Annotated in this window: 20 protein-coding genes; 8 read left to right on the top strand and 12 right to left on the bottom strand. The window is 47.1% G+C overall.

What is annotated here, in order from left to right; translation table 11 throughout:
• Window positions 1-55 precede the first annotated feature (55 nt).
• From KNO75_RS13540 to KNO75_RS13525, 4 genes are all read right to left on the bottom strand, one after another.
• Window positions 56-1,363, bottom strand: a complete 1,308-nt coding sequence (locus KNO75_RS13540) for an ABC transporter substrate-binding protein (protein ID WP_214822371.1) — start codon at window positions 1,361-1,363, stop codon at window positions 56-58.
• A 202-nt stretch (window positions 1,364-1,565) separates the two neighbouring features.
• Window positions 1,566-2,579, bottom strand: coding sequence for a LacI family DNA-binding transcriptional regulator (locus tag KNO75_RS13535; RefSeq protein WP_214822369.1), 1,014 nt, complete (start codon window positions 2,577-2,579; stop codon window positions 1,566-1,568).
• Between the two features lie 192 nt (window positions 2,580-2,771).
• Entirely contained in the window at window positions 2,772-3,860 is a 1,089-nt protein-coding gene (locus tag KNO75_RS13530) for a hypothetical protein (RefSeq protein ID WP_214822367.1), read from the bottom strand.
• Between the two features lie 139 nt (window positions 3,861-3,999).
• Entirely contained in the window at window positions 4,000-4,872 is an 873-nt protein-coding gene (locus tag KNO75_RS13525) for a TetR/AcrR family transcriptional regulator (protein WP_214696929.1), read from the bottom strand.
• A gap of 164 nt (window positions 4,873-5,036) precedes the next feature.
• Between KNO75_RS13525 and KNO75_RS13520 the strand changes: the two genes are divergently transcribed.
• Together KNO75_RS13520 and KNO75_RS13515 are read left to right on the top strand one after the other, a co-directional pair.
• Window positions 5,037-6,533 (top strand): MDR family MFS transporter, encoded by a 1,497-nt coding sequence (locus KNO75_RS13520; protein WP_214822365.1) that lies wholly within the window; start codon window positions 5,037-5,039, stop codon window positions 6,531-6,533.
• Window positions 6,534-6,677: 144 nt separating this feature from the next.
• Window positions 6,678-7,301: a glucosaminidase domain-containing protein gene (locus KNO75_RS13515; protein ID WP_214822363.1), complete on the top strand. Its 624-nt coding sequence runs from the start codon at window positions 6,678-6,680 to the stop codon at window positions 7,299-7,301.
• 211 nt (window positions 7,302-7,512) lie between these two features.
• Here the strand turns inward: KNO75_RS13515 and KNO75_RS13510 are convergent, their stop codons facing one another.
• Both KNO75_RS13510 and KNO75_RS13505 read right to left on the bottom strand, forming a co-directional pair.
• On the bottom strand, window positions 7,513-8,601 hold the full coding sequence (locus KNO75_RS13510; RefSeq protein WP_214822361.1) for a HAMP domain-containing sensor histidine kinase: 1,089 nt from the start codon (window positions 8,599-8,601) through the stop codon (window positions 7,513-7,515).
• Window positions 8,598-9,290: a response regulator transcription factor gene (locus tag KNO75_RS13505; RefSeq protein ID WP_214822359.1), complete on the bottom strand. Its 693-nt coding sequence runs from the start codon at window positions 9,288-9,290 to the stop codon at window positions 8,598-8,600. The genes KNO75_RS13510 and KNO75_RS13505 overlap by 4 nt, the downstream gene beginning before the upstream one ends.
• Before the next feature lie 166 nt (window positions 9,291-9,456).
• Here KNO75_RS13505 and KNO75_RS13500 point away from each other — a divergent pair, with 166 nt between their 5' ends.
• Both KNO75_RS13500 and tnpB read left to right on the top strand, forming a co-directional pair.
• On the top strand, window positions 9,457-9,930 hold the full coding sequence (locus tag KNO75_RS13500; protein ID WP_214822357.1) for a DedA family protein: 474 nt from the start codon (window positions 9,457-9,459) through the stop codon (window positions 9,928-9,930).
• Between the two features lie 209 nt (window positions 9,931-10,139).
• Complete coding sequence (gene tnpB / locus KNO75_RS13495; protein WP_214822355.1) at window positions 10,140-11,228, top strand: IS200/IS605 family element RNA-guided endonuclease TnpB; 1,089 nt, start codon at window positions 10,140-10,142, stop codon at window positions 11,226-11,228.
• A gap of 122 nt (window positions 11,229-11,350) precedes the next feature.
• On the opposite strand, the gene KNO75_RS13490 is transcribed toward tnpB, so the two are convergent.
• Both KNO75_RS13490 and KNO75_RS13485 read right to left on the bottom strand, forming a co-directional pair.
• Window positions 11,351-12,364: an ABC transporter permease gene (locus KNO75_RS13490; RefSeq protein ID WP_214818480.1), complete on the bottom strand. Its 1,014-nt coding sequence runs from the start codon at window positions 12,362-12,364 to the stop codon at window positions 11,351-11,353.
• On the bottom strand, window positions 12,357-13,085 hold the full coding sequence (locus tag KNO75_RS13485; RefSeq protein ID WP_214818482.1) for an ABC transporter ATP-binding protein: 729 nt from the start codon (window positions 13,083-13,085) through the stop codon (window positions 12,357-12,359). Before KNO75_RS13485 ends, KNO75_RS13490 begins: the two co-directional genes overlap by 8 nt.
• Before the next feature lie 171 nt (window positions 13,086-13,256).
• Between KNO75_RS13485 and KNO75_RS13480 the strand changes: the two genes are divergently transcribed.
• The gene (locus KNO75_RS13480; RefSeq protein WP_214822352.1) at window positions 13,257-13,865 is read left to right on the top strand and encodes a TetR/AcrR family transcriptional regulator; all 609 of its coding nucleotides are present in this window, start codon (window positions 13,257-13,259) and stop codon (window positions 13,863-13,865) included.
• A gap of 32 nt (window positions 13,866-13,897) precedes the next feature.
• On the opposite strand, the gene KNO75_RS13475 is transcribed toward KNO75_RS13480, so the two are convergent.
• Window positions 13,898-14,281 carry a hypothetical protein gene (locus tag KNO75_RS13475; RefSeq protein ID WP_214814709.1) on the bottom strand — a complete coding sequence of 128 codons (384 nt, stop codon included), beginning with the start codon at window positions 14,279-14,281 and terminating at the stop codon, window positions 13,898-13,900.
• A gap of 188 nt (window positions 14,282-14,469) precedes the next feature.
• On the opposite strand from KNO75_RS13475, the gene KNO75_RS13470 reads away from it, so the two are divergent.
• From KNO75_RS13470 to KNO75_RS13460, 3 genes are all read left to right on the top strand, one after another.
• Window positions 14,470-15,966, top strand: a complete 1,497-nt coding sequence (locus KNO75_RS13470; RefSeq protein WP_214822350.1) for a phytoene desaturase family protein — start codon at window positions 14,470-14,472, stop codon at window positions 15,964-15,966.
• 115 nt (window positions 15,967-16,081) lie between these two features.
• Window positions 16,082-16,807 carry a hypothetical protein gene (locus KNO75_RS13465; RefSeq protein ID WP_214818492.1) on the top strand — a complete coding sequence of 242 codons (726 nt, stop codon included), beginning with the start codon at window positions 16,082-16,084 and terminating at the stop codon, window positions 16,805-16,807.
• 9 nt (window positions 16,808-16,816) lie between these two features.
• On the top strand, window positions 16,817-17,545 hold the full coding sequence (locus tag KNO75_RS13460; RefSeq protein WP_214822348.1) for an AAA family ATPase: 729 nt from the start codon (window positions 16,817-16,819) through the stop codon (window positions 17,543-17,545).
• A gap of 126 nt (window positions 17,546-17,671) precedes the next feature.
• Here the strand turns inward: KNO75_RS13460 and KNO75_RS13455 are convergent, their stop codons facing one another.
• The 3 genes from KNO75_RS13455 to KNO75_RS13445 form a co-directional block, all read right to left on the bottom strand.
• A complete protein-coding gene (locus tag KNO75_RS13455) occupies window positions 17,672-18,133 on the bottom strand; it encodes a hypothetical protein (RefSeq protein ID WP_214814717.1) in 462 nt (153 codons plus the stop codon).
• Between the two features lie 16 nt (window positions 18,134-18,149).
• Window positions 18,150-18,611 (bottom strand): hypothetical protein, encoded by a 462-nt coding sequence (locus KNO75_RS13450; RefSeq protein WP_214822345.1) that lies wholly within the window; start codon window positions 18,609-18,611, stop codon window positions 18,150-18,152.
• A 129-nt stretch (window positions 18,612-18,740) separates the two neighbouring features.
• A complete protein-coding gene (locus KNO75_RS13445; protein WP_214822343.1) occupies window positions 18,741-19,214 on the bottom strand; it encodes a DMT family transporter in 474 nt (157 codons plus the stop codon).
• Between the last annotated feature and the right edge of the window lie 10 nt (window positions 19,215-19,224).

The following is a 19,224-nucleotide window of genomic DNA, read 5'->3' as shown; positions in this document are numbered from 1 at the left end:
ATTTCTCCTTCCATAAGAACCGAGGGAGGAAATTCCTCCCTCGTGTTGGTCATCGTCAGTCTACTACGATGTCTGGGTAAGCATTCTTAACTTGTTTCTTGAATTCTTTGATTGCATCGTCTTTCGATTTCTTACCTTCTACATAAGAGTTAACTGCTGCTCCGTAAAGCGTGTCGAGCTGTTGGTCGTATTTCGTAACAATCCCTGGTTTGATTGATTCAGCTTCGCCGAGGAAGAACTCATAGTTGTTCTGTCCACCGAGGAACTCATCGCTGAAGTCTGTTTTGATTTTTTCTGTAACCGGGTTAAATGCGAGGACGTCGCCTGTTTCTTTCGCCCATTCAGTCAAGAACTCTTCATCTTGTGTCATGAGTTTGATGAAGTCGTAAGCTTCTTCTTTATGTTTAGAGTCTTTGTAAATTCCGACCCATGTACCGCCCCAGAAGTACGGGCTTGGTCCGCTTGTAACAGCCCAGTCACCAGCAGTGTCTTTCGCGTTCTCTTTCAAGACAGCGTGGAGACCCCAAGTTGGGAGGACGTAAGAGAAGACTTCTGTTTCCGTTTCTTTACCGCCTTCTTTAACTTTGATCGGTTTGTCCATTCCTTCGAACCAAGATGGTGACCATTCTGGTGCGAGGGCAGTAAGGTTATTTTCACGAAGTTCTTTCGCGTAGTCGAAGTAGTTTTGTTTCCCTTCAGTCAAGACAAGCTCATTTTCTTCGTTCACCCATGCTTGTGGGTCATCACCTTGTGCGAACCAACGGATTGAACCTTCGTCTGGGAAGAGTTTGTAGCCTTTATCTTTAAGCTTCTCACCGACTTCGAAGAGTCCGTCCATCGAGCTCATCATTTCGCCGACTTCAGCCGGGTCATCTGTACCGAGCGCTTCTTTTGCAATGCTACGCTTGTAGTAGATCCCACCTGGAGTTGTTTGCCATGAAAGAGCACGAACGTTTCCGTCCTTGTCTTTCCCGAGGTCGAAGACGTAAGGAACGATGTCTCCAGAAACTTCTTCTGCGTTGTATGGTTCTTCCGAAAGGTTTTCCCAATATCCAGCGTCAATCCATTGTTTAAGGAACGCGATTTCACCCGTGAAGACGTCCGGTGCGCCGACGCCACTTTCAAGAGCTGGCTTCAACTTCGTTGCGTAGTCAGCCGTCGGTACGATTGTCAATTCGACTTTCACGCCGTTACGCTCTTCAAACGTTTTGATTGGCTCTTTCAACTCATCCGTGAATGACCAAATTTTTAGAACATCATCTTTTGAACCTTCTGAAGATGATCCTTCGCCGCCGTCAGAGCAAGCGCTCAAGACACCGACTGAAAGTGCTCCAATGGTAAGTAAGCTAACAAGTTTACGCATGTGTTGTTCCCATCCTTTTTATAAGTAATAGTAGAAAGCGCTTGCAAAAAGAGGTAAATAATTGTCGAAAGCGCTTTCGGTTTGTTCGAAATAAAATATCGAAAGCGGTTTCGATTTTTTCTAAAAATGACTTTCGAAATCGCGCTCCCCTCTCCATCCACTGAAGAAAAGAGAGCGACTTCGAAATATCATTGGCTATAAATCACTGTTTGACCGGCGCACAAGATGCCCGTTCTACTAAGCGTACCGGAATGATGCGACGTTCGGTGAGTCGCTCTTTCGCGGTCATTTGTTCAAGTAAAAGTTCTGCTGCCGCTTCCCCGATTTCATCCGTATCTTGGCGAATCGTAGTCAGTTTCGGCGTAATATATTGGATCATTTCAATGTCGTCGTATCCGATGACAGAGATGTCATTCGGGACGTGAAGACCGTGTTCGTGAATCGCTTCGATGACGCCGATTGCCATCTGATCCCCGGCCACAAAGACAGCAGTCGGTTGATCGTCGAGTTCAAGCAATCGTTCCATCGCTTGCTTGCCTTCCTCAACCGAGAAGAAGCCGGCGTTGACGAGGTAGCCCGATCGAATCGGAAGGTTAAGCTCTTGCATCGCAAGTTCATATCCTTTGATCCGTGCCGCTCCAGCGTCAATCGTCTCATCCCCAGCGATGTGGGCAATTTTCCGATGACCGAGTTCATAGAGGTAATTCACAGCGAGACGTGCCCCTTCGATGTTGTCGGAATAGACGACGCTACAATTGGCGCTGTCCATATCGACGACGACGATTGGGATGTCGCTTCGCATGAGCTCCTGAACTTGCTCATCCATTCGGTCCGAGCAGATGACGACGATGCCGTCGACCGCACGGTGTTTGAAGTGTTCGAGATAACTCATGTCACGATTGCGCAGGTTACGCGAGGCGAAGATCAAATCATAGCCTTGCTCCTCTGTCGCGTGACGAAAACTTTCGATGATTCCGTTGAAGAACGGGTGTTTCATCCCGACTTCGTTTGCTTCTGAGAACATGACCCCGATCGCCCACGATTTTTTTGTCGATAACGACTGGGCATGTGCGTTCGGCAAGTAGTCCATCTCAGCAGCGGCTTGAAGAATCTTCGCTCTCGTCTTGTCACTCACGTCTTTGTAGTTGTTCAACGCTTTGGACACTGTCGTGATTGAGAATCCTGTTTTTTTGGCTAAATCATAAATCGTACCCATGTTATTCTCCTCTTCCCGAAAGCGCTTTCGGTAACTTGATTGTAGCGCATGAATTTGTAGGAATCAATTCTTTTTCAAGGAAACTTTTTGATTCTTTTTTCCATTCCTTGTTTCTTCTATATTACTGTATCGGAAAGAATTTTGTCATACCTGTGTCCAAGTTAAACTATTTCGCAATTAGCCTCAACTTAACTATTCTTTAACGTTGATGCTCCAGTCCCCATCTGCCGTTACAACAAACACATATATGCTAGACTCTTCAAAAGAGTAGCGTTGAGAGCCTTCATAATTTCCTATTTCATTCACTAACAAATCAACCTTGTTAACGGTCACAGCGAAATTAGAGTCCCCATTATGCGAAAACGAAATTTGATAAGACCCTTTATCAACTTCAAAAAAGACTACATCGTCACCTGTTCCTTTTATATCACCTGGTAGATTTGCTACTTCAAGAGGTCGGTATTGCATAACTTTAATTATCCAATTGCCTTGATTACCGTTTATATTTAGATAATAATCTCCCGTATCCTCAATCCAAACAAAACTCTTTCCTGAATACTCCCCGATTTCGTTCACTAATAGATCAATCATTTGCCCTTGAGCATTTTGAAGTGTAACTGCAAAGTTACTCGATCCGTTGTAGCTACTTTCCACCACAGCAAAACCTCTCTCAAGTTGAAGTGCATCTGTCCCCATATCTGATGAACCTTCAATGGTTGTCGTCAAATCCTCTTGAATCCTTTTGACATGAGCATTTTTCACTTGATTTAAATCTTTATTCACACCTACCTCGATAATTGAGTCTGCGTCATATACAACGATGATGTTTCGATTCTCGATTGTGACTTCATCAAACTCCCGACCATAAACAGTGTATCCCCGATTAATTTGTAATTCATATAATTCCATATAGTCCTCATAGTTCGATATCGGATCTTCAGGCTGAACTTCCTGTAAAAACTCTTCCACAGAAGGTTCTTGAACTTCTTCGACCTCTTGAGGTTCCTCCGCTTCAATTATCGGTTCTGGTTCATTCTCGTCCTCTGTAACTGCTACCGTGCTCTCTTCTTCAAAATCAGTAACAGCTTCTTGATTATTTGTTTCAAGAATTCCGAGTATGAAAATCAACCAAATACCTGCGAGAAAAATCGAACCTCCTAATATGATCGGGAATGGCGTGATATCCTTTTTGATAAAATAACGAAATACAGAATAGAGACCATATGCCGCCCCACCTATAAGTAGAGCAATCGCAGTAAATGCAATCACACTTTCTAGCATATTCAGCTCCTCCTATCTTCAATCATCCTCCGTTCAACATTACTCACCATTAATTATTACCCATATTTCCCATACGAACCTACACTTGTTATATCTTTTCTTTCCAAAAATAAAAAACATCCAAAATGTTGGATGTTTTTTAATGTGTCCGTGTATACAGCCACACAAGATTCGTGAACTTTTGTACTTCTGTCTCGCCTGTCACACCTTTGAATAGTCGTTGGAACGGCTTCAACAACTGCTCTAGAACAATTTTTCGAAGACGATCTTGTTTCAACTCATGTGAGATTGCATCGAACAAATCTCGTTGTTCTTCCGTCATCTCGACATGCTCTTCGATACGTGCAGCCATCTCGATTAATTCTTCAATTGTAATGAGATGCTTATCTGTCGTTCCACGCATTTGATCGACCGTGACCGGGTTCAAGACGTGCTCTCCTGTCTCCATCATCCGGGCGGCAATCAACTCGACATACGTATATAAACTCCGCACGACTTTTTGAGGAGAGTAGGCGGCATTCGTAATCCGGTTCGTGAACAAGATGTGTTGCAACATCCCGTTAAAGAGCACCGTCAATTCCATTGAATATGGTCTCACAGACTCTCCGATGATTTCCGTCAAACGCATCGCAATCCATTCGATTTCATAAATGCGGTGTTGTAGCACGAGTTTCTTCAATTCATTCTCATTCGACGACATGATCGATTCAAACAACGCGTGCAAGTTCCGTTCTTCATTCAATTGAATCAAAATCGAAATCTGTTCGATAAAGACGTCACGATCTCGTTTGTCACGTCCCATCTGCATCTCGATCCGGCGCTGTCCGGCATCATACCGCAAGTTTTCGAGGATACTGGCCACACAATCCGTCTTCGATGAGAAGTAGTTATAAAACGTCCCTTTGGATATGTTGGCACGATCAATGATCTCTTGCACCGATGTGTGTTGCACCCCATTTTCGATGAAGAGAGACATGGCAATATCTGCGACTTTTCTCTTTTTCTCTTTCATATTTCCGTGGCTCCGTTCTGTCTGGTTTGTACATCTACTATAGCACTGAAAACCATTTTAGACTAATAGTACAAAATGGTTGCTTTATTTATACAACGGGTATAAAATCATTTCATCGACACTTACCAACACATAACTATTTAGAAAATAAAGGAGCCATCCATATGAAACCAGAATTCCAAAAGAAACCGCCGTACGTCATGCTGGCGGTCCTCTTTGCGGGTGCGTTCATCGCATTTTTAAACAACTCATTACTGAACGTCGCACTCCCATCAATCATGGTCGACTTAGAAATCGCTGACTACTCGACCGTTCAATGGCTCGCGACCGGCTTTATGCTCGTGACGGGTGTGCTCGTCCCGGCATCCGCCTATTTGATCACTCGTTTTTCAAACCGGAGCTTGTTCATCACCTCGATGAGCATCTTCGCGCTCGGTACGGCTATCGCTGCCTTCTCACCAAGCTTCGGCTGGCTTTTGACTGGTCGAATGATTCAAGCCGTCGGAGCCTCGACAATGGGGCCACTCCTCATGAACGTCATGCTCGTCAGCTTCCCGCGTGAAAAACGTGGGATGGCGATGGGAATCTTCGGGCTTGTTATGATTTCGGCACCTGCAATCGGACCGACACTTTCCGGTTATATCGTCGAGTACTATGACTGGCGCGTCCTATTCGAAATGATTTTACCGCTCGCCATCATCGGTCTCGCGCTCGCTGTTTGGAAAGCGGAAAACGTCATGGTCCAAAACAAGGATCAGTCTCTCGACTACTTGTCGCTCGTCTTATCGACACTCGGATTTGGTGGGATTTTGTACGGTGTCAGCTCGGCAAGCTCGGACGGCTGGGATAACCCAATCGTCTTGGCGACGATGATCGTCGGTGGCATCTCGTTGATCGCCTTCATCTACCGCCAACTTCATATGGAGAAACCACTTCTCGACTTGCGTGCCTATAAGCACCCGATGTTCGCACTCGCGTCAGTCATTGCGATGGTCAACGCGGTCGCGATGTTCTCTGGAATGATTTTGACACCGGCTTACGTCCAAAGCGTTCGTGGCATCTCCCCACTCGATTCAGGGCTCATGCTTCTCCCTGGTGCAATCATCATGGGAATCATGTCGCCGATCACGGGTAAACTATTCGATAAATTCGGACCGAAGTTACTGGCGATTACCGGATTGACGATCACCGCCGTATCGACGTACATGCTCGCAAACGTCCAACTCGATTCTACGTATACGTACATCGTCTTGACGTACACGTTGCGTATGTTTGGGATGTCAATGGTTATGATGCCAATTATGACTAATGGACTTAACCAGTTACCGACTCGCCTCAATCCGCACGGGACGGCCATCAACAACACGGCCCAACAAGTATCCGGTGCGATCGGCACGGCAGTTCTCGTCACGATTATGAACTCGGTGACGCGCACAGAGGCTGAATCATTGATGACAGGCGTCGATCCTGCGACACTCACAGAGAGCTCGATGGGTGCCATCACTCAGCAAGCCCTCTTGTCTGGGATTCAATACTCGTTCTACGTCGCACTCGGGATGAACCTCTTGGCGCTTGTTTTAGCCTTTTTCGTGAAGCGAGTCGATGTTCGTAATTTTGAAGACAATGCAGAAACTGTTGAAGAATTGAAACAAGCGAATTAATAATAGGAAAAGCCGTTCTGAACGATAGATTCAGAACGGCTTTTTAATTTCTCATTCCCTTCATGCGTAAATATGAAATTAAACTTTAATACATATATGGTATTATTTCTCAATGGATAGGATTCGTTTAGGAGGGTACATATTATGAAAAAAGGGTTTGGCTTAATTATAGTTTTTCTTTTGATTACTTCATCTTTCGGCTCGACTGGAACAATCGTCGAGGCAGCCCCAAAGAAGCAGAATCGTGCTATTATGGGAGTATCGGCTTTGACTCCGCAACAAATGGCGGATTACGTAAAAAAGAAGAATCCTCGTGATGTCCGACTCGCCAAAACGTCTGTCGAAGATTTGGCGAAACTTTTCATCATCATCGGTGCTAAAGAAGGCGTCCGTGGTGATGTTGCGTTCGCACAAGCACTGAAAGAGACTGGTTATTTTCGTTATGGCGGCGATGTCCTTCCAAAGCAGCATAACTACTCGGGGATTGGGACGACTGGAAACGGCGTGAAGGGACACTTTTTCCGTTCCCCACACCAAGGGGTAACCGCTCAAATTCAGCATCTAAAGGCATACGCCTCGAAGGATGCGTTGAATATGACGAAGGTCGATCCACGCTTCCATCTCGTAAAACGAGGTTCGGCGACAACTTGGCCGTCACTTCACCGAAAGTGGGCCATGCAGCCAAAAGGAAATTACGGGAATGAGATTCTTTCGATTTATCAAGAAATGTCGAAAACACCGAAACGTGTCGCTAAAGCAAAACGATGAAGAAATGTAGGGGTGAAAGAACGTGACGTGCAAACAAGTTAGACTCGCGAGCGGAATCGCACTATTCGTGACCGGCGTGATGTTGTTACTCAAGCGCTAATGAGCATTTCGGGCAATTGTCCGAGTGCTTTTTTTGTGGGGTTATTTGCTCAACACGAAAACGTCATAGCACTTTATGGGCGCTACGACGTTTAAATCTAAGAACCGTTACTTACTCACGTTCTATACGTTGAGGGATTGGAAACGAAGCCCGAAAACAAATGACCTGATTTTCTATCGGTTCGGCCGTCAACTTCCCGCCATGCAACAAAATGATTTGTCGCGCAATCGATAAACCTAATCCATCACCTGGAGTGACCCCTCTCGAAGAATCGACTCGATATGTGCGATCAAACAGATGAGGGATAGCATGAATCGTTTCGACCGTTGTCGCATTTGAGATGGACCACTCAAGCATATCGTCCTTGGTCTGGAGTTCAATGTGAATCGGACTCGTTTGCTTGGCGTATTTCCAAGCGTTCGAGAAAAGGTTCTCAAATACACGAATGAGCTGTTCTTGATCGGCTTCAATCCATAAATCTGGTCTGATCGAAACCTGTAAATCAAGGCCTCGCTCATTGAATAACGGTTCCATCTCGTGGATGAGTTGCGTCGTCAATAAGCTCAAGTTGAGTTTCTGTTTCTTTAGTTGCATATTCGGGGCGTAGAGTCGGTTCACGTCCATCAACTGATCTAGCAGATGTTCGAGCTGATCTGTCTTTTCATTTAAGATACGAAAATGATCGTTCTCTTCAGGTGTCAGGTCACGATTCATTTGGAGTAGCTGGGTATAACCTTTGATGCTCGTGAGCGGTGTACGCAAATCGTGCGACAGGTTGGAAAACAGTTGGTTCCGCTCTTCTTCGTGCGCCCGCTCCTTCTCAAATAATTCGCTTAACTGCCGCGACATTCGATTTACACTCTCTCCAAGTGAGGCGATTTCATCTCGCCCTTCGACATTGATTGTTCGACCGAGATCACCATTTGCGATCTGTTCAATCTCGCTCGATAGGTACGTGATCTTTCGAAGTGTTTTCCGCATCATCAGTGAAAACCCAATGATAAAAATCAAAATGACAACGAATGTCACGCCTAAAAACATCAAATTAGATGTCAGCGGGTCCGGTGTGGTCTCATTCTTGATGTAATATAAACTAATCGAATATCCCATGATTAAAAAAGCAATCGTCGCAATCAACGCGTTGATTAAGATAATGCTAATTAACTTTACAAGCAATCGATCCCATTGCCTCTGTTTCATAATCGATACCCCACGCCCCACACCGTCTTGATCATCGTTGGTTTTCGTGGTGTGTCTTCTAACTTCTCACGAATTTTTGTAATGTGGACCATCACAGTATTGTCGACCTCAAATGCAGCTTCACCCCACACCGCCTCGTAAATCTGTTCGACAGTTAGAACTTGGTTCGGATGTCGCATAAAATAGGCAAGAATATCGAACTCTTTAGGTGTAAGCCGAATTAAAGCCTCGCCTTTTCGACACTGTCGCGTTTGGAGGTCGAGTGTGATTTCTTCATGGGTGAGCATGGTCTGTGCCTCGGTCCGATCTGCCCCATAATCACGATACCGTCTGAGTAACGATTTAACACGAAGCGTCACTTCAAGTGGATTGAACGGCTTTTTGATATAGTCGTCAGCTCCGACAGAAATTCCTTGCATCAAATCTAGATCGCTCGTTTTTGCTGTCAGCATCAAAATCGGCATAAACTGTGTCTTTCGAATTTCAATACAAGCTTCAATTCCACCCATGATGGGCATCATCAAATCGAGAATGAGTAAATCAATCGTTTCGGTCGATGCGAGGTCGAGCACTTCTTGCCCATTTTTCGCAAACCGAAGTGCATATCCTTCATTTTTTAAATAGATGGCAAGTAATTCCCGAATCGCCTCATCGTCGTCGGCGATACAGATGACGGGTTGTGATCGCATATCTTTCCTCCTCATCCTACATAATGAAATTGATCCATCTTATTATTGAGTGTAACAAACCACTCAATAACACATTCTGACGAACTTCTTAAGATTTCTTAAGAGAATACTAAAAACTCCTTACGCTTGCGAGTGAATACTAGACAAGGTAAGGAGTGAATTTATTATGGAACTGATCATACATTATGGCATGCTTGCCATCGGCATCATGTTTACCCCATTATCTGATGACGTCTTAATGATCACCCATCTGACCGTTGCAGGCGCATTTGTTCCAGGGTGGCTTTTATTTATCTCTACCTGGATTCTCTTCACGCTCACGTTCAGCTGGTTCTATTTAATCGGTAAAGGACTTCATCGTATTTTACCCGTGCGACAACGAGAATCTCATTATCTCAAGAGAGCTGAGGCGCTTTATCAAAAGTATGGAGCACGCACGATTATGATTTCTTACTTTATTCCGGGTCTGCGACACCCGCTCCACTATATTGCCGGGTTCACGTCGCTCAACCTTCGTACGTATGCGTTCTATACGACCATCTCTGCTTTCTTCTATACCGGTGCTTGGTTTCTCGTGATCGGACTGGCCAATCAAATTCCAGTCTTTCAACAGTTTCAAGACTGGGTGTTGTCCTTTTAACAAAAGTAGGCGAGAATTCTCCCTCCTCTAAGCGTCTCGGGGCGAAGCCCAGCGTAGGTGGGAGATGAATCGCCCGATCCAAAACTCTTCTCTCCCTGTGACAGATATGACGAACAAAAGTTCGTGATTCCGTCAGATTCTCCCTCCCCCTCCACGGGTATCGGATGAGGAAGACACATCACGATCTTCGGAAGGGAGGAGGGACGGACATGCTGAAAGGCTATACATACCGGCTCTACCCGACGCCTGCACAGGCCGAGTTCCTCATCAAGACCATCGGCTGCGCCCGGTTCATCTACAACAAGCTGCTCGAGGACCGCATCGCCATCCGCGAGGAGGCGAAAGCGGGGATCGTGACGAGACGGAAACCGGCGACACCCGCATCCTACAAGCCCCTGTTCCCGTTCCTCGCCGAAGCGGACAGCCTCGCGCTCGCGAACGCGAAGCTGAACCTTGATGCGGCGTTCGCGAAGTTCTTCGCCGGGACGGGCGGATTCCCGGCCTTCAAATCGAGACGACGGTCGCGCGCCTCCTACACGACGAACAATCAGCACGGTACGATCCGCATCGAGGCGGGCAAGGTCCGGCTGCCGAAGATCGGGTTCGTGCGGTTCACACAACATCGCCCGTTCGAGGGCGTCATCCGGTCGGCGACGGTCTCGATGACGAGGACGGACAAGTTCTTTGTCTCCATCCTCGTCGAACAGGACGATGAACCATGGGTCCCAGCCGAGAACAAGGTCGGGATCGACCTCGGTCTGGAACACTTCGCCGTCATGACGAACGACGCGATGGTCTCGGAGGAGATCGAAAACCCACGTTTCCTTCGTAAGTCCGAAGCGAAGGTCAAGAAGGCGCAACGGGCGCTGTCGCGAAAGAAGATTGGAAGCAAGAATCGTGAAAAAGCCAAATTACTTTTGGCCAAGAAACACGAAAAGATCGCCAACCAACGCAAGGACTTCCTTCACAAACTGTCGAGACGGATCGTTGACGAGAACCAAGTCATCGTCGTGGAGACATTGAAGTCGAAGGACATGATGAAGAACCACAAGGTAGCGAAGTCCATCGGGGATGTCAGTTGGTACGAGTTCGTCCGGCAACTCGAATACAAATCAAACTTCTATGGACGGACGCTCATCAAGGCAGACCCCTGGTACGCATCGACGCAGATCTGTTCCACTTGCGGAGTAAAAGGCGAGAAGAAGGCGATGGATGTCCGTGAATGGACGTGTGCCTGTGGCGCGCATCATGACCGTGACATCAATGCGAGCCTCAACCTATTGATGTTGGCCGACTGACAATCCTTCAGGGCAGGGACTGCCCGACGAGCTTGGTCCATAACCGTGGCTGGTAAAAGCACGGTCTTCCCAAGAAGCTCCCACTTCCATTTGTGAAACAAATAAGTGGTGAGTAGTTCACCTTAGTGTCCTCTGTATTTCCCGAGCGCACGCATGTTCAAGAGATATAAGACACCTGCATAAAGAATCAACCCGAGTAAATACATCCAAATGCCTGAGAAACCACTTCCGTATACCATCACTTCCTTGATTGCCGTTGCCCCGTAAAAGATTGGCATGACGTAACTCAAGTTTCCGAGACCGTACGGAATCAAGTCGAGTGGAATGAGTCCTGAGAAGAACACTTGCGGGATGATCGTAAATGGAATCATCTGAACGACCTGTAATTCCGATCGGGCAAACACGGAGATGGTCGCCCCGAAGAGGACGGCTGTCCCTGCCATGAGTAGCATCGTCAGCATGACCCACGCCATATTCCCGAGCGAAGACAGCCCGAGTACATAAATCGAATAGAGTACGATGAAAATCGACTGAACGACCGCAAATACACCGTATCCGAGCGTATATCCTAAAATGACTTGTCCCCGCTTGATCGGCGTCATCAAGAGTCGTTCAAGCGTGCCCCCGCTCCGTTCTTTGACGAGTGCCATCGCAGAAAGGATGAACACGAAGAAGAATGAAAAGAGGGATAGGAAGACGAAGCCAAACGAATCGAACGTAGATTGGTCTTCTTCACCGTAGACGAATGACGTATCGATCTCGGCTGCCGGGTTGAGCGTCGTCAACGCATCTTGAATTTCACGAACTGCCTTTGAAGACTTCGTCGACGGTTCACGTAACGTGATGGCCGTGCCTTCCTGATCCATTTCAAAAACGGCATCGACCTGTTCATTGTCTTCGATATACATTTTCGGATCATCAAATGATGCCTGTTCCACCTCGAGCGTCTCGTCCTCAAATGCAGTGACGAGCTGTTCTGGTGCATTTTCATCGAGAACGACGGTCGGCACGTAATCCGAGTCTCCAAGTAAGAAGTAGACGAGTGTCAAAATGAGAAGCGGTGCGATTAAAATCAAAGCGACACTGCGCTTGTCGTTCAACGTTTGGAAGATGACACGTTTCGCTAAGTTACGCATGGTCACCCACCTCCTCTTTCCCAGCAATTAAGAACAGTTCTTCGACGCGACCGTTCTCGGTCTGGTCGAGCAAGTCTTGCACATGATCGTACGCAATCAATCGTCCATTATAGACGAGTGCAGCACGGTCACACTCGAGCACTTCATCCATGACGTGTGTCGAGACGATGATGGTCGTCCCTTCCGCTCGAATCGTTTGGAACTGATCCCAAATCTGACGGCGTAAAATCGGATCAATCCCGACCGTCGGCTCATCGAGAAACAACACGTCCGGCTTATGAAGGATCGCAATGGCTAAGGAAAGACGCTTCTTCATCCCTCCCGAAAAATTACGGACGAGTTTATGCCGATCGTTTGTTAAATCAACAAGCGCGAGCACTTCGGTGATCCGTTCCTGAAGCGCCTTTTTCCCTAACTTATAAATCGAACCGAAGAAGGCAAGGTTCGCCTCGGCCGACAGGTCTTCGTACAACCCATCGTTTTGCGGCATAAATCCGATTTGTTGGAGCATGGCCATATTCGGCATCTTTGTTTCCCCGATATGGACACTTCCTTTGTCCGGTGCAAGTGCGCCAATCATGAGTCGAATGAGCGTCGTCTTTCCCGATCCGGATGGCCCGAGCAAGCAACAAATCTCTCCAGACGGGATGGTAAAGTCGATGTTGTCGATGGCGAGCTGGTCACCGAACGACTTCTCGACATGTTGCAATTGAATGTTCATGCCTATCACTCCTTTTCGGCGCCTCATCGTGTATACTCAAGATAATCGACACCGTGTTGGTTTATATGTTCAGTATAGACCTCGTTCAGAACAGCAACAATCGTCAATATTGGTCATCGTGTCGGTTTTCCGACAGATGGATGGATTGTGTTGAGAAAAAGGAGAAATAATATGGAACAAACCGATTTACGCGTCATCCGTACGAAAAAATTGATTAAAGACGCTTTCTTCAGTCTCATCGAAGAGCAAGGATTCGAAGCCGTCACCGTCAAGCAATTGACCGAACGAGCTGGAATCAATCGAGGTACGTTCTATAGTCACTATGTGGATAAGTTCGAGTTGATGGAGAAATGCGTCAACGAAATCTTTCGAGAGGCCGAACAAAAGTTGATTCATCATCTACCCCATATCTTTGGAGACGAGCGGACCGACAACTCTTACCATTACCTCATCCCGTTCATCCGCTTCATCGAAGACAACCAAATCATCATGAAGCCACTGCTTGGACCGAACGGAGACCCGACATTTCAGACGAAGCTCCGTGCATTCATGCAGGCTGCCTTGTTTCAGCGTTCGCCTGCAACGTTGTTTGACCCGGACAAGATGATGGTGCCGCCCCCGTATCTCGTCGCCTATCTCTCTTCGGCGCACATGGGGGTCATCTACGAATGGTTGAATAATCCGTCATCAGAAGAGACAGCAGAAGACATCGCTCGCATCATCTATACGATCACGTTTGAAGGACCGCTCGTCGCTGGCGGTGTGAAATCAAACGACTAAAGCCTCCCGCATATTTTTGCGAGAGGCTTATTTTATGAGACGCGAACCTGTACGTGCAAGCTTCCATTCTCTTCAGTTGTCTCCTGATAAACGTTTTGTGACGCCTCCAAATCATGCCACGCGATGCGGTACGACTTCCCTCGCATCCCTTCAAACTCAAAAGTGAGGTGCTGTAAGTCCGCGATTCGACGCAGACGGTCAAACGGTTCCTCGTGTCCGCTCCATTCGACTTGATTCGCTGAATCTTTCAATACGAGGTCGAGTCCATGCATCACTTTTTCTTTAATCACCTGACCATCCGTCGCTAAACGCATCCCGTCTTTTATATCATGCATCCGACATGACTCAATGTCGTCAAACGGGATTATGATCTCATCGCCGTTCGCAAATTGAAGTGTAATTGTTTTTACGATCATCCTACATTCCTACTTTCGTTCAGACTCTGTTCCCTTACTATACAAAACTTTTCTCCGTTCAGGGATGACATCTTTGTGTGGATGTGGCAAATTCGTAAAAGCATGTTCAATTCATTTGGAAACGGGAATAGAAGAGGTAGCAATCATTCTGTTTTTTGAAAATAACACTTCGGAAAGGCGGCGAATATATGCCATCAGTGGATAAGTCAGTCATCGTCATCGGTGGAGGGCTCGGCGGATTGTCTGCAGCCATCTCGCTCACTCAAAAAGGTTACGACGTCTCGCTCTATGAAAAGAACGACCACATCGGCGGGAAAGTGAATCGGCTCGAACAGGATGGGTTCGGTTTCGACCTCGGGCCCTCGATTTTAACGATGCCTCATATCTTCGATAAGCTGTTCCGCGGAAGCGACAAACGCATGGAAGACTATGTGTCCATCAAACGATTAGAGCTCGAATGGCGCTCGTTCTTCCCGGACGAGACCGTACTCGATTTGTACCATGACCTCGAACACATGCAACGCGCAAATCCTTCCCTCTCTCGAAAAGACATGCAGGAATATCGTGAGCTGCTGAATTACGCAGCACGCATTTATAAGACGACGGAAAAGGGATACTTGGCCGAAGGCTTTGAGTCCCCTTTAGAAGCGGTCATGAAGACAGGTATTTTCCCAACTCTCTTCGGGTTCGATTTGACGTCGACCATGTATAGCGCCATCAAAAAACGCATCAGTAACCCTCATTTACGCGATATGCTTTCGTATTACGTCAAATATGTCGGGTCGTCTCCATATAATGCACCAGCCGTCTTAAACATGATGATTTACATGCAGTATGCACAAGGATGTTGGTACGTCGAAGGCGGGACTCACAAGCTCGCGGAAGGATTGACGAAGCTTGCCGAAGAGATTGGTGTGAAGTTACATACCGGAGAAGGCGTCGTTCGTGCCCATACGGTAAATGGAAAGATTTCAGCGATCGAGCTTGAGGATGGACGTCTCCGATCAGCCGATTATTTCGTCTCGAACATGGAAGTGATCCCGTTCTATCAGAAGATGGTCGACGCGGACGAACAGTACGTCGACAAACTCGTCGATAAATACGAACCAGCAAGCTCAGGCTTCGTCCTCCATCTCGGGGTAAAGAAAGCTTATCCACAACTCGCACATCATAACTTCTTCTTCTCCGAAAACTTGCATGAACAAATGGACAAAATTTTTGAGAAACATGAATTGCCGGACGACCCGACGATTTATCTCGTCAACGTCAACAAGACCGACCCGACTCAAGCACCACCAGGACATGAGAACATTAAAATCTTGCCACACATCCCGTATATCCAAGACAATCCGTTCACCGCAGAAGAGTACGCCGCCTTTGAAGAGCGTGTACTCGATAAGTTAGAACGGATGGGACTCGAGGGCTTGCGTGAACATACGGTGACGCGTGACGTATGGACACCTCACGATATCGAGCGGACATATGGATCGGACCGAGGTGCCATTTATGGAACGGTCGCCGACAAGAATCGGAATGGCGGCTTCAAACATAAGAAGCAGAGCGAACTCTATCATAACCTCTACTTTGTCGGCGGGACCGTCAACCCGGGCGGCGGTATGCCGATGGTGACGTTGAGCGGTCAGCAAGTGAGCGACAAGATTGCAAAGCGCGATAAAGTAAAATGATGTTCTTCCATCCCTCACTCTCGCTGTGAGGGATTATTTTTTGAAACTTTTTCCAATAACCTTCCGTATATTGTGCTACGATACAAACATTCAAACATACAAACGGAGGAACAGGATGCATCAAATCACAAGTTATTTCTTTATGTATGCCAAAGTTGTCGTCACTGATAAAGTTCCATTCATCTGGACATTCGGAATTCCGCTCATGATCGCCTTGACGCAGTCGTTTTCAGATATTCGCCAAGCGACGACAGCCGAATACTACCCAGGGCTCTCTTATTTCTGGGTGTATATTATTCTTGCTACATATGTGAACGGTGTCGGCATAGAACTCGCCCGTATGCGTGAATACGGGCTGATGAAAACGTACGTGATGATTTCTGGGAACAAACTGACGTATGTCATCGCCGTCATCTTGGCGCAGCTCTTATTCGCCTCCATCAGCCTACTCTTATTCACAACGATCGTCACGCTCGTACACGGGTTCTTCTCGTTCAAGTTGATTGCAACGTCTCTACTCGTATTGATCGGTAGTATCCCGTTCGCGATCGCAAGTGTCGCCATTACGGCACTTCCAGTGAAAGTATCGAGTCTCGGGACATTCGTGAACATACTGATGTTTCCGCTCTTTTTATTGGCAATCAAGTCACCTGATCAATGGTTCAGCTTCCTCAATCCATTCTATGCGCTCCATGAATTCGCGCTCGGATTGCTGCACCTGACGACTCAAGTCGACCTCTCGTTCGGAGTATGGGCGACATCCCTTTCCGTGCTCGGTTATTTCATCATCGGAGCGATTGCGTTGAAACGCTTCAGTCTCGTCTCACTTATCACACGCTAGGAGGTTCTTATGCACGTAAACCAACTCACTTATCGCTATCCGAAAGCGACGCGTCCTGTGCTCGACAGCGTCTCGTTCACACTGCAACCAAACAAGCTGAACGTATTGATCGGACAAAATGGTGCCGGGAAGACGACACTGTTTGACTGTATGACGGGTACCCTTCCTGTTGACAAAGCGTCACTCGACCTCGTCCCGACGACGGACATGCTCTATTTGACGCAACTCATGTACAACCATCATGAATTGACAGGGAAAGACTTCGCCTATTTCATTGGACGACTGTCGCAGCGCCCCGACTTCAAGAAACTCGAGTCTTATGTAAATAACCTTTCGACGTCCCGAGAACAAGAACTGTTCGAACATCTATGGACGATGAAACTCGGGAAGATGTCGGTCGGGGAGAAAAAATGGCTCTTCGTGACACTATTGTCTTCCATCAAGCGTTCCCTCTATTTATTTGACGAACCGACGAGCGGGGTCGATCCGGCATCACGCATTCAAATCATGCGCCGCCTGCAACGCCTCGTCGACGAGGGCAAGACGTGTCTCATCTCAACACATCAGTTGCATGACTTGGTTCAACTTGATGCCCACGTCATCTTCCTACACGGTGGACGTATTTTATATGAAGGTGACTTCCAAGACTGGCTCAAAGAATCTGGAACGACCGACCCGGACGAAGCATTCGTTCGGATGGTCGATACACCACTTGATGATGTGGCGGTGACACGATGAATGACTCGTTTTGGGAACGACACCGGTTCACATTCTATACAATCGGGATGGTCGTCTGCGGCTTTCTCGTTGCGATGTTCTCATGAAAAAACTCAGCCTCTGACGCTCTGTCAGGGCTGAGTTTTATTATTCACGATGTGCGCGTCGTAATTCCCGATTCGTCACATGTTCCGGGTCCGCTTCACGCAGTTTACGGTCCATCGGTATGTACCAGATGAGGAGCGGGATGACGCCAATTAATGCGACAACGAGTAGTTCCTGCATCGAATCCAACACGAACCACGTGAGAAAGGTGAATACACCAAGTGATACAAACATGGTGACGATGATGAGAAATTCTTGACGAACGAGGTGTTGGTATTCCTCGTCTTCGTTGAATGTGCGTAACAACTTCATCCGTCGCCACGCTTGATAGAGCATCGGCAGTTGGGTCACGAGGAAAGAGAAGGCAACCGTCGTCACCGTGACACCTTTTATGACCGAAACAACCAGAAACAGAAAGAGACCGATGATTCCAAATATCGCACTGATCCCTCGTGCGTCGAGGTCCTGTTCGACCATTCGCGGGATACGTTCTTGTTTATCCATTTACCTTCCTCCTTCTTTATTTCTCCCGATTCATCAGTCCTAATAAGCTCTCGACGACATGTTCGTCATCGACCTTTAGAATCTTCCAGTCGACCCATGAATCTAAAAGAAGACAACTTGCGATAAGCATGGCCCCTCCAAGACTCATCGTGTCTAGCGTGATGTACTTCAGTGAGTAGAACGCCAACATCGACATGACACCGATTAAGAGGACAAATTGAATCACACCTTTTAGATAGATAAAGCGCCGATACGTGGGCGAGTCATTGAACTGTAAAAACAATTGAACTTTATGCCACGTCGCAAACAGAAGCGGCATGAACATCACCGCGCAGAAAATGAACAGGGACAGGCTCATTCTTGAATCATTGAACCATAACCAAAGCGCCGTCACCGCACCGATGATCATCACCAGAAGTGGGCCTTTATTCGTCCACGATTGATCGTATAAGTACTCCATTCGTTCGTCACGCAACATCTCATACACCTCCAGCAGTAAAAATCATCCAATTCGCTCGGTAATTTTATCTTACCAATCTAAAAGCAAAGTTTCGAGGATTTTCCATTAAAAAGGAAAAAGCACCTGATGGATATCAGATGCTTTTCGTTAACCCGCTTTTGAGACTTTGGCTGATGTGACTCGTGTCTTCCCACTTAACTGAAACACAAGTACCCCACCGATGATTAACACAATCCCAATGACCGTCTTCCATGTGAACGGGACGGCCGTCAATCCGAACCATCCTAACGTATCCCAGAGGAGAGCAAACAGGATTTGTGACACCATGACAATCGAGATGGCGTAACTCGGTCCGAGCCGTTCGACACCTTGCGTCACACTCATGACGACCCCGACGCCAAGGATTCCGCTAAACCAGTACCATGTCTCCATCTCATCTACTCGGAACAAGGCACTCCCTTCTTGGAACAACCCAATGAGCAGTGACGCTAAAAATCCAAGACAGAGAACGAGTGTCGTCGTCGCCCATGCACCGACACGCTTTTTGACGTTGGCGTTAAACGTATTTTGCACACAGACGAGCATTCCGCCGAAGATGGCAAGCATCATTCCAATCGCCACGGTTCTTCCC

This window comes from Exiguobacterium sp. s35 (assembly GCF_018617535.1).
GTDB classification, from domain to species: Bacteria; Bacillota; Bacilli; order Exiguobacteriales; family Exiguobacteriaceae; genus Exiguobacterium; species Exiguobacterium aestuarii.
Note: the sequence above shows the minus strand (reverse complement) of the source record. Positions and strands in the feature narration are given on the sequence as shown.

Coding starts and splice junctions, on each gene's coding strand:
- KNO75_RS13455 (WP_214814717.1), bottom strand. CDS start 18,133: ATGGATAAACAAGAACGTATCCCGCGAATGGTCGAACAGGACCTCGAC.
- KNO75_RS13490 (WP_214818480.1), bottom strand. CDS start 12,364: ATGCGTAACTTAGCGAAACGTGTCATCTTCCAAACGTTGAACGACAAG.
- KNO75_RS13535 (WP_214822369.1), bottom strand. CDS start 2,579: ATGGGTACGATTTATGATTTAGCCAAAAAAACAGGATTCTCAATCACG.
- KNO75_RS13460 (WP_214822348.1), top strand. CDS start 16,817: ATGCACGTAAACCAACTCACTTATCGCTATCCGAAAGCGACGCGTCCT.
- KNO75_RS13470 (WP_214822350.1), top strand. CDS start 14,470: ATGCCATCAGTGGATAAGTCAGTCATCGTCATCGGTGGAGGGCTCGGC.
- KNO75_RS13480 (WP_214822352.1), top strand. CDS start 13,257: ATGGAACAAACCGATTTACGCGTCATCCGTACGAAAAAATTGATTAAA.
- KNO75_RS13525 (WP_214696929.1), bottom strand. CDS start 4,872: ATGAAAGAGAAAAAGAGAAAAGTCGCAGATATTGCCATGTCTCTCTTC.
- KNO75_RS13505 (WP_214822359.1), bottom strand. CDS start 9,290: ATGCGATCACAACCCGTCATCTGTATCGCCGACGACGATGAGGCGATT.
- KNO75_RS13515 (WP_214822363.1), top strand. CDS start 6,678: ATGAAAAAAGGGTTTGGCTTAATTATAGTTTTTCTTTTGATTACTTCA.
- KNO75_RS13520 (WP_214822365.1), top strand. CDS start 5,037: ATGAAACCAGAATTCCAAAAGAAACCGCCGTACGTCATGCTGGCGGTC.
- KNO75_RS13475 (WP_214814709.1), bottom strand. CDS start 14,281: ATGATCGTAAAAACAATTACACTTCAATTTGCGAACGGCGATGAGATC.
- KNO75_RS13540 (WP_214822371.1), bottom strand. CDS start 1,363: ATGCGTAAACTTGTTAGCTTACTTACCATTGGAGCACTTTCAGTCGGT.
- KNO75_RS13500 (WP_214822357.1), top strand. CDS start 9,457: ATGGAACTGATCATACATTATGGCATGCTTGCCATCGGCATCATGTTT.
- KNO75_RS13510 (WP_214822361.1), bottom strand. CDS start 8,601: ATGAAACAGAGGCAATGGGATCGATTGCTTGTAAAGTTAATTAGCATT.
- KNO75_RS13450 (WP_214822345.1), bottom strand. CDS start 18,611: ATGTTGCGTGACGAACGAATGGAGTACTTATACGATCAATCGTGGACG.
- KNO75_RS13530 (WP_214822367.1), bottom strand. CDS start 3,860: ATGCTAGAAAGTGTGATTGCATTTACTGCGATTGCTCTACTTATAGGT.
- KNO75_RS13485 (WP_214818482.1), bottom strand. CDS start 13,085: ATGAACATTCAATTGCAACATGTCGAGAAGTCGTTCGGTGACCAGCTC.
- KNO75_RS13465 (WP_214818492.1), top strand. CDS start 16,082: ATGCATCAAATCACAAGTTATTTCTTTATGTATGCCAAAGTTGTCGTC.
- tnpB (WP_214822355.1), top strand. CDS start 10,140: ATGCTGAAAGGCTATACATACCGGCTCTACCCGACGCCTGCACAGGCC.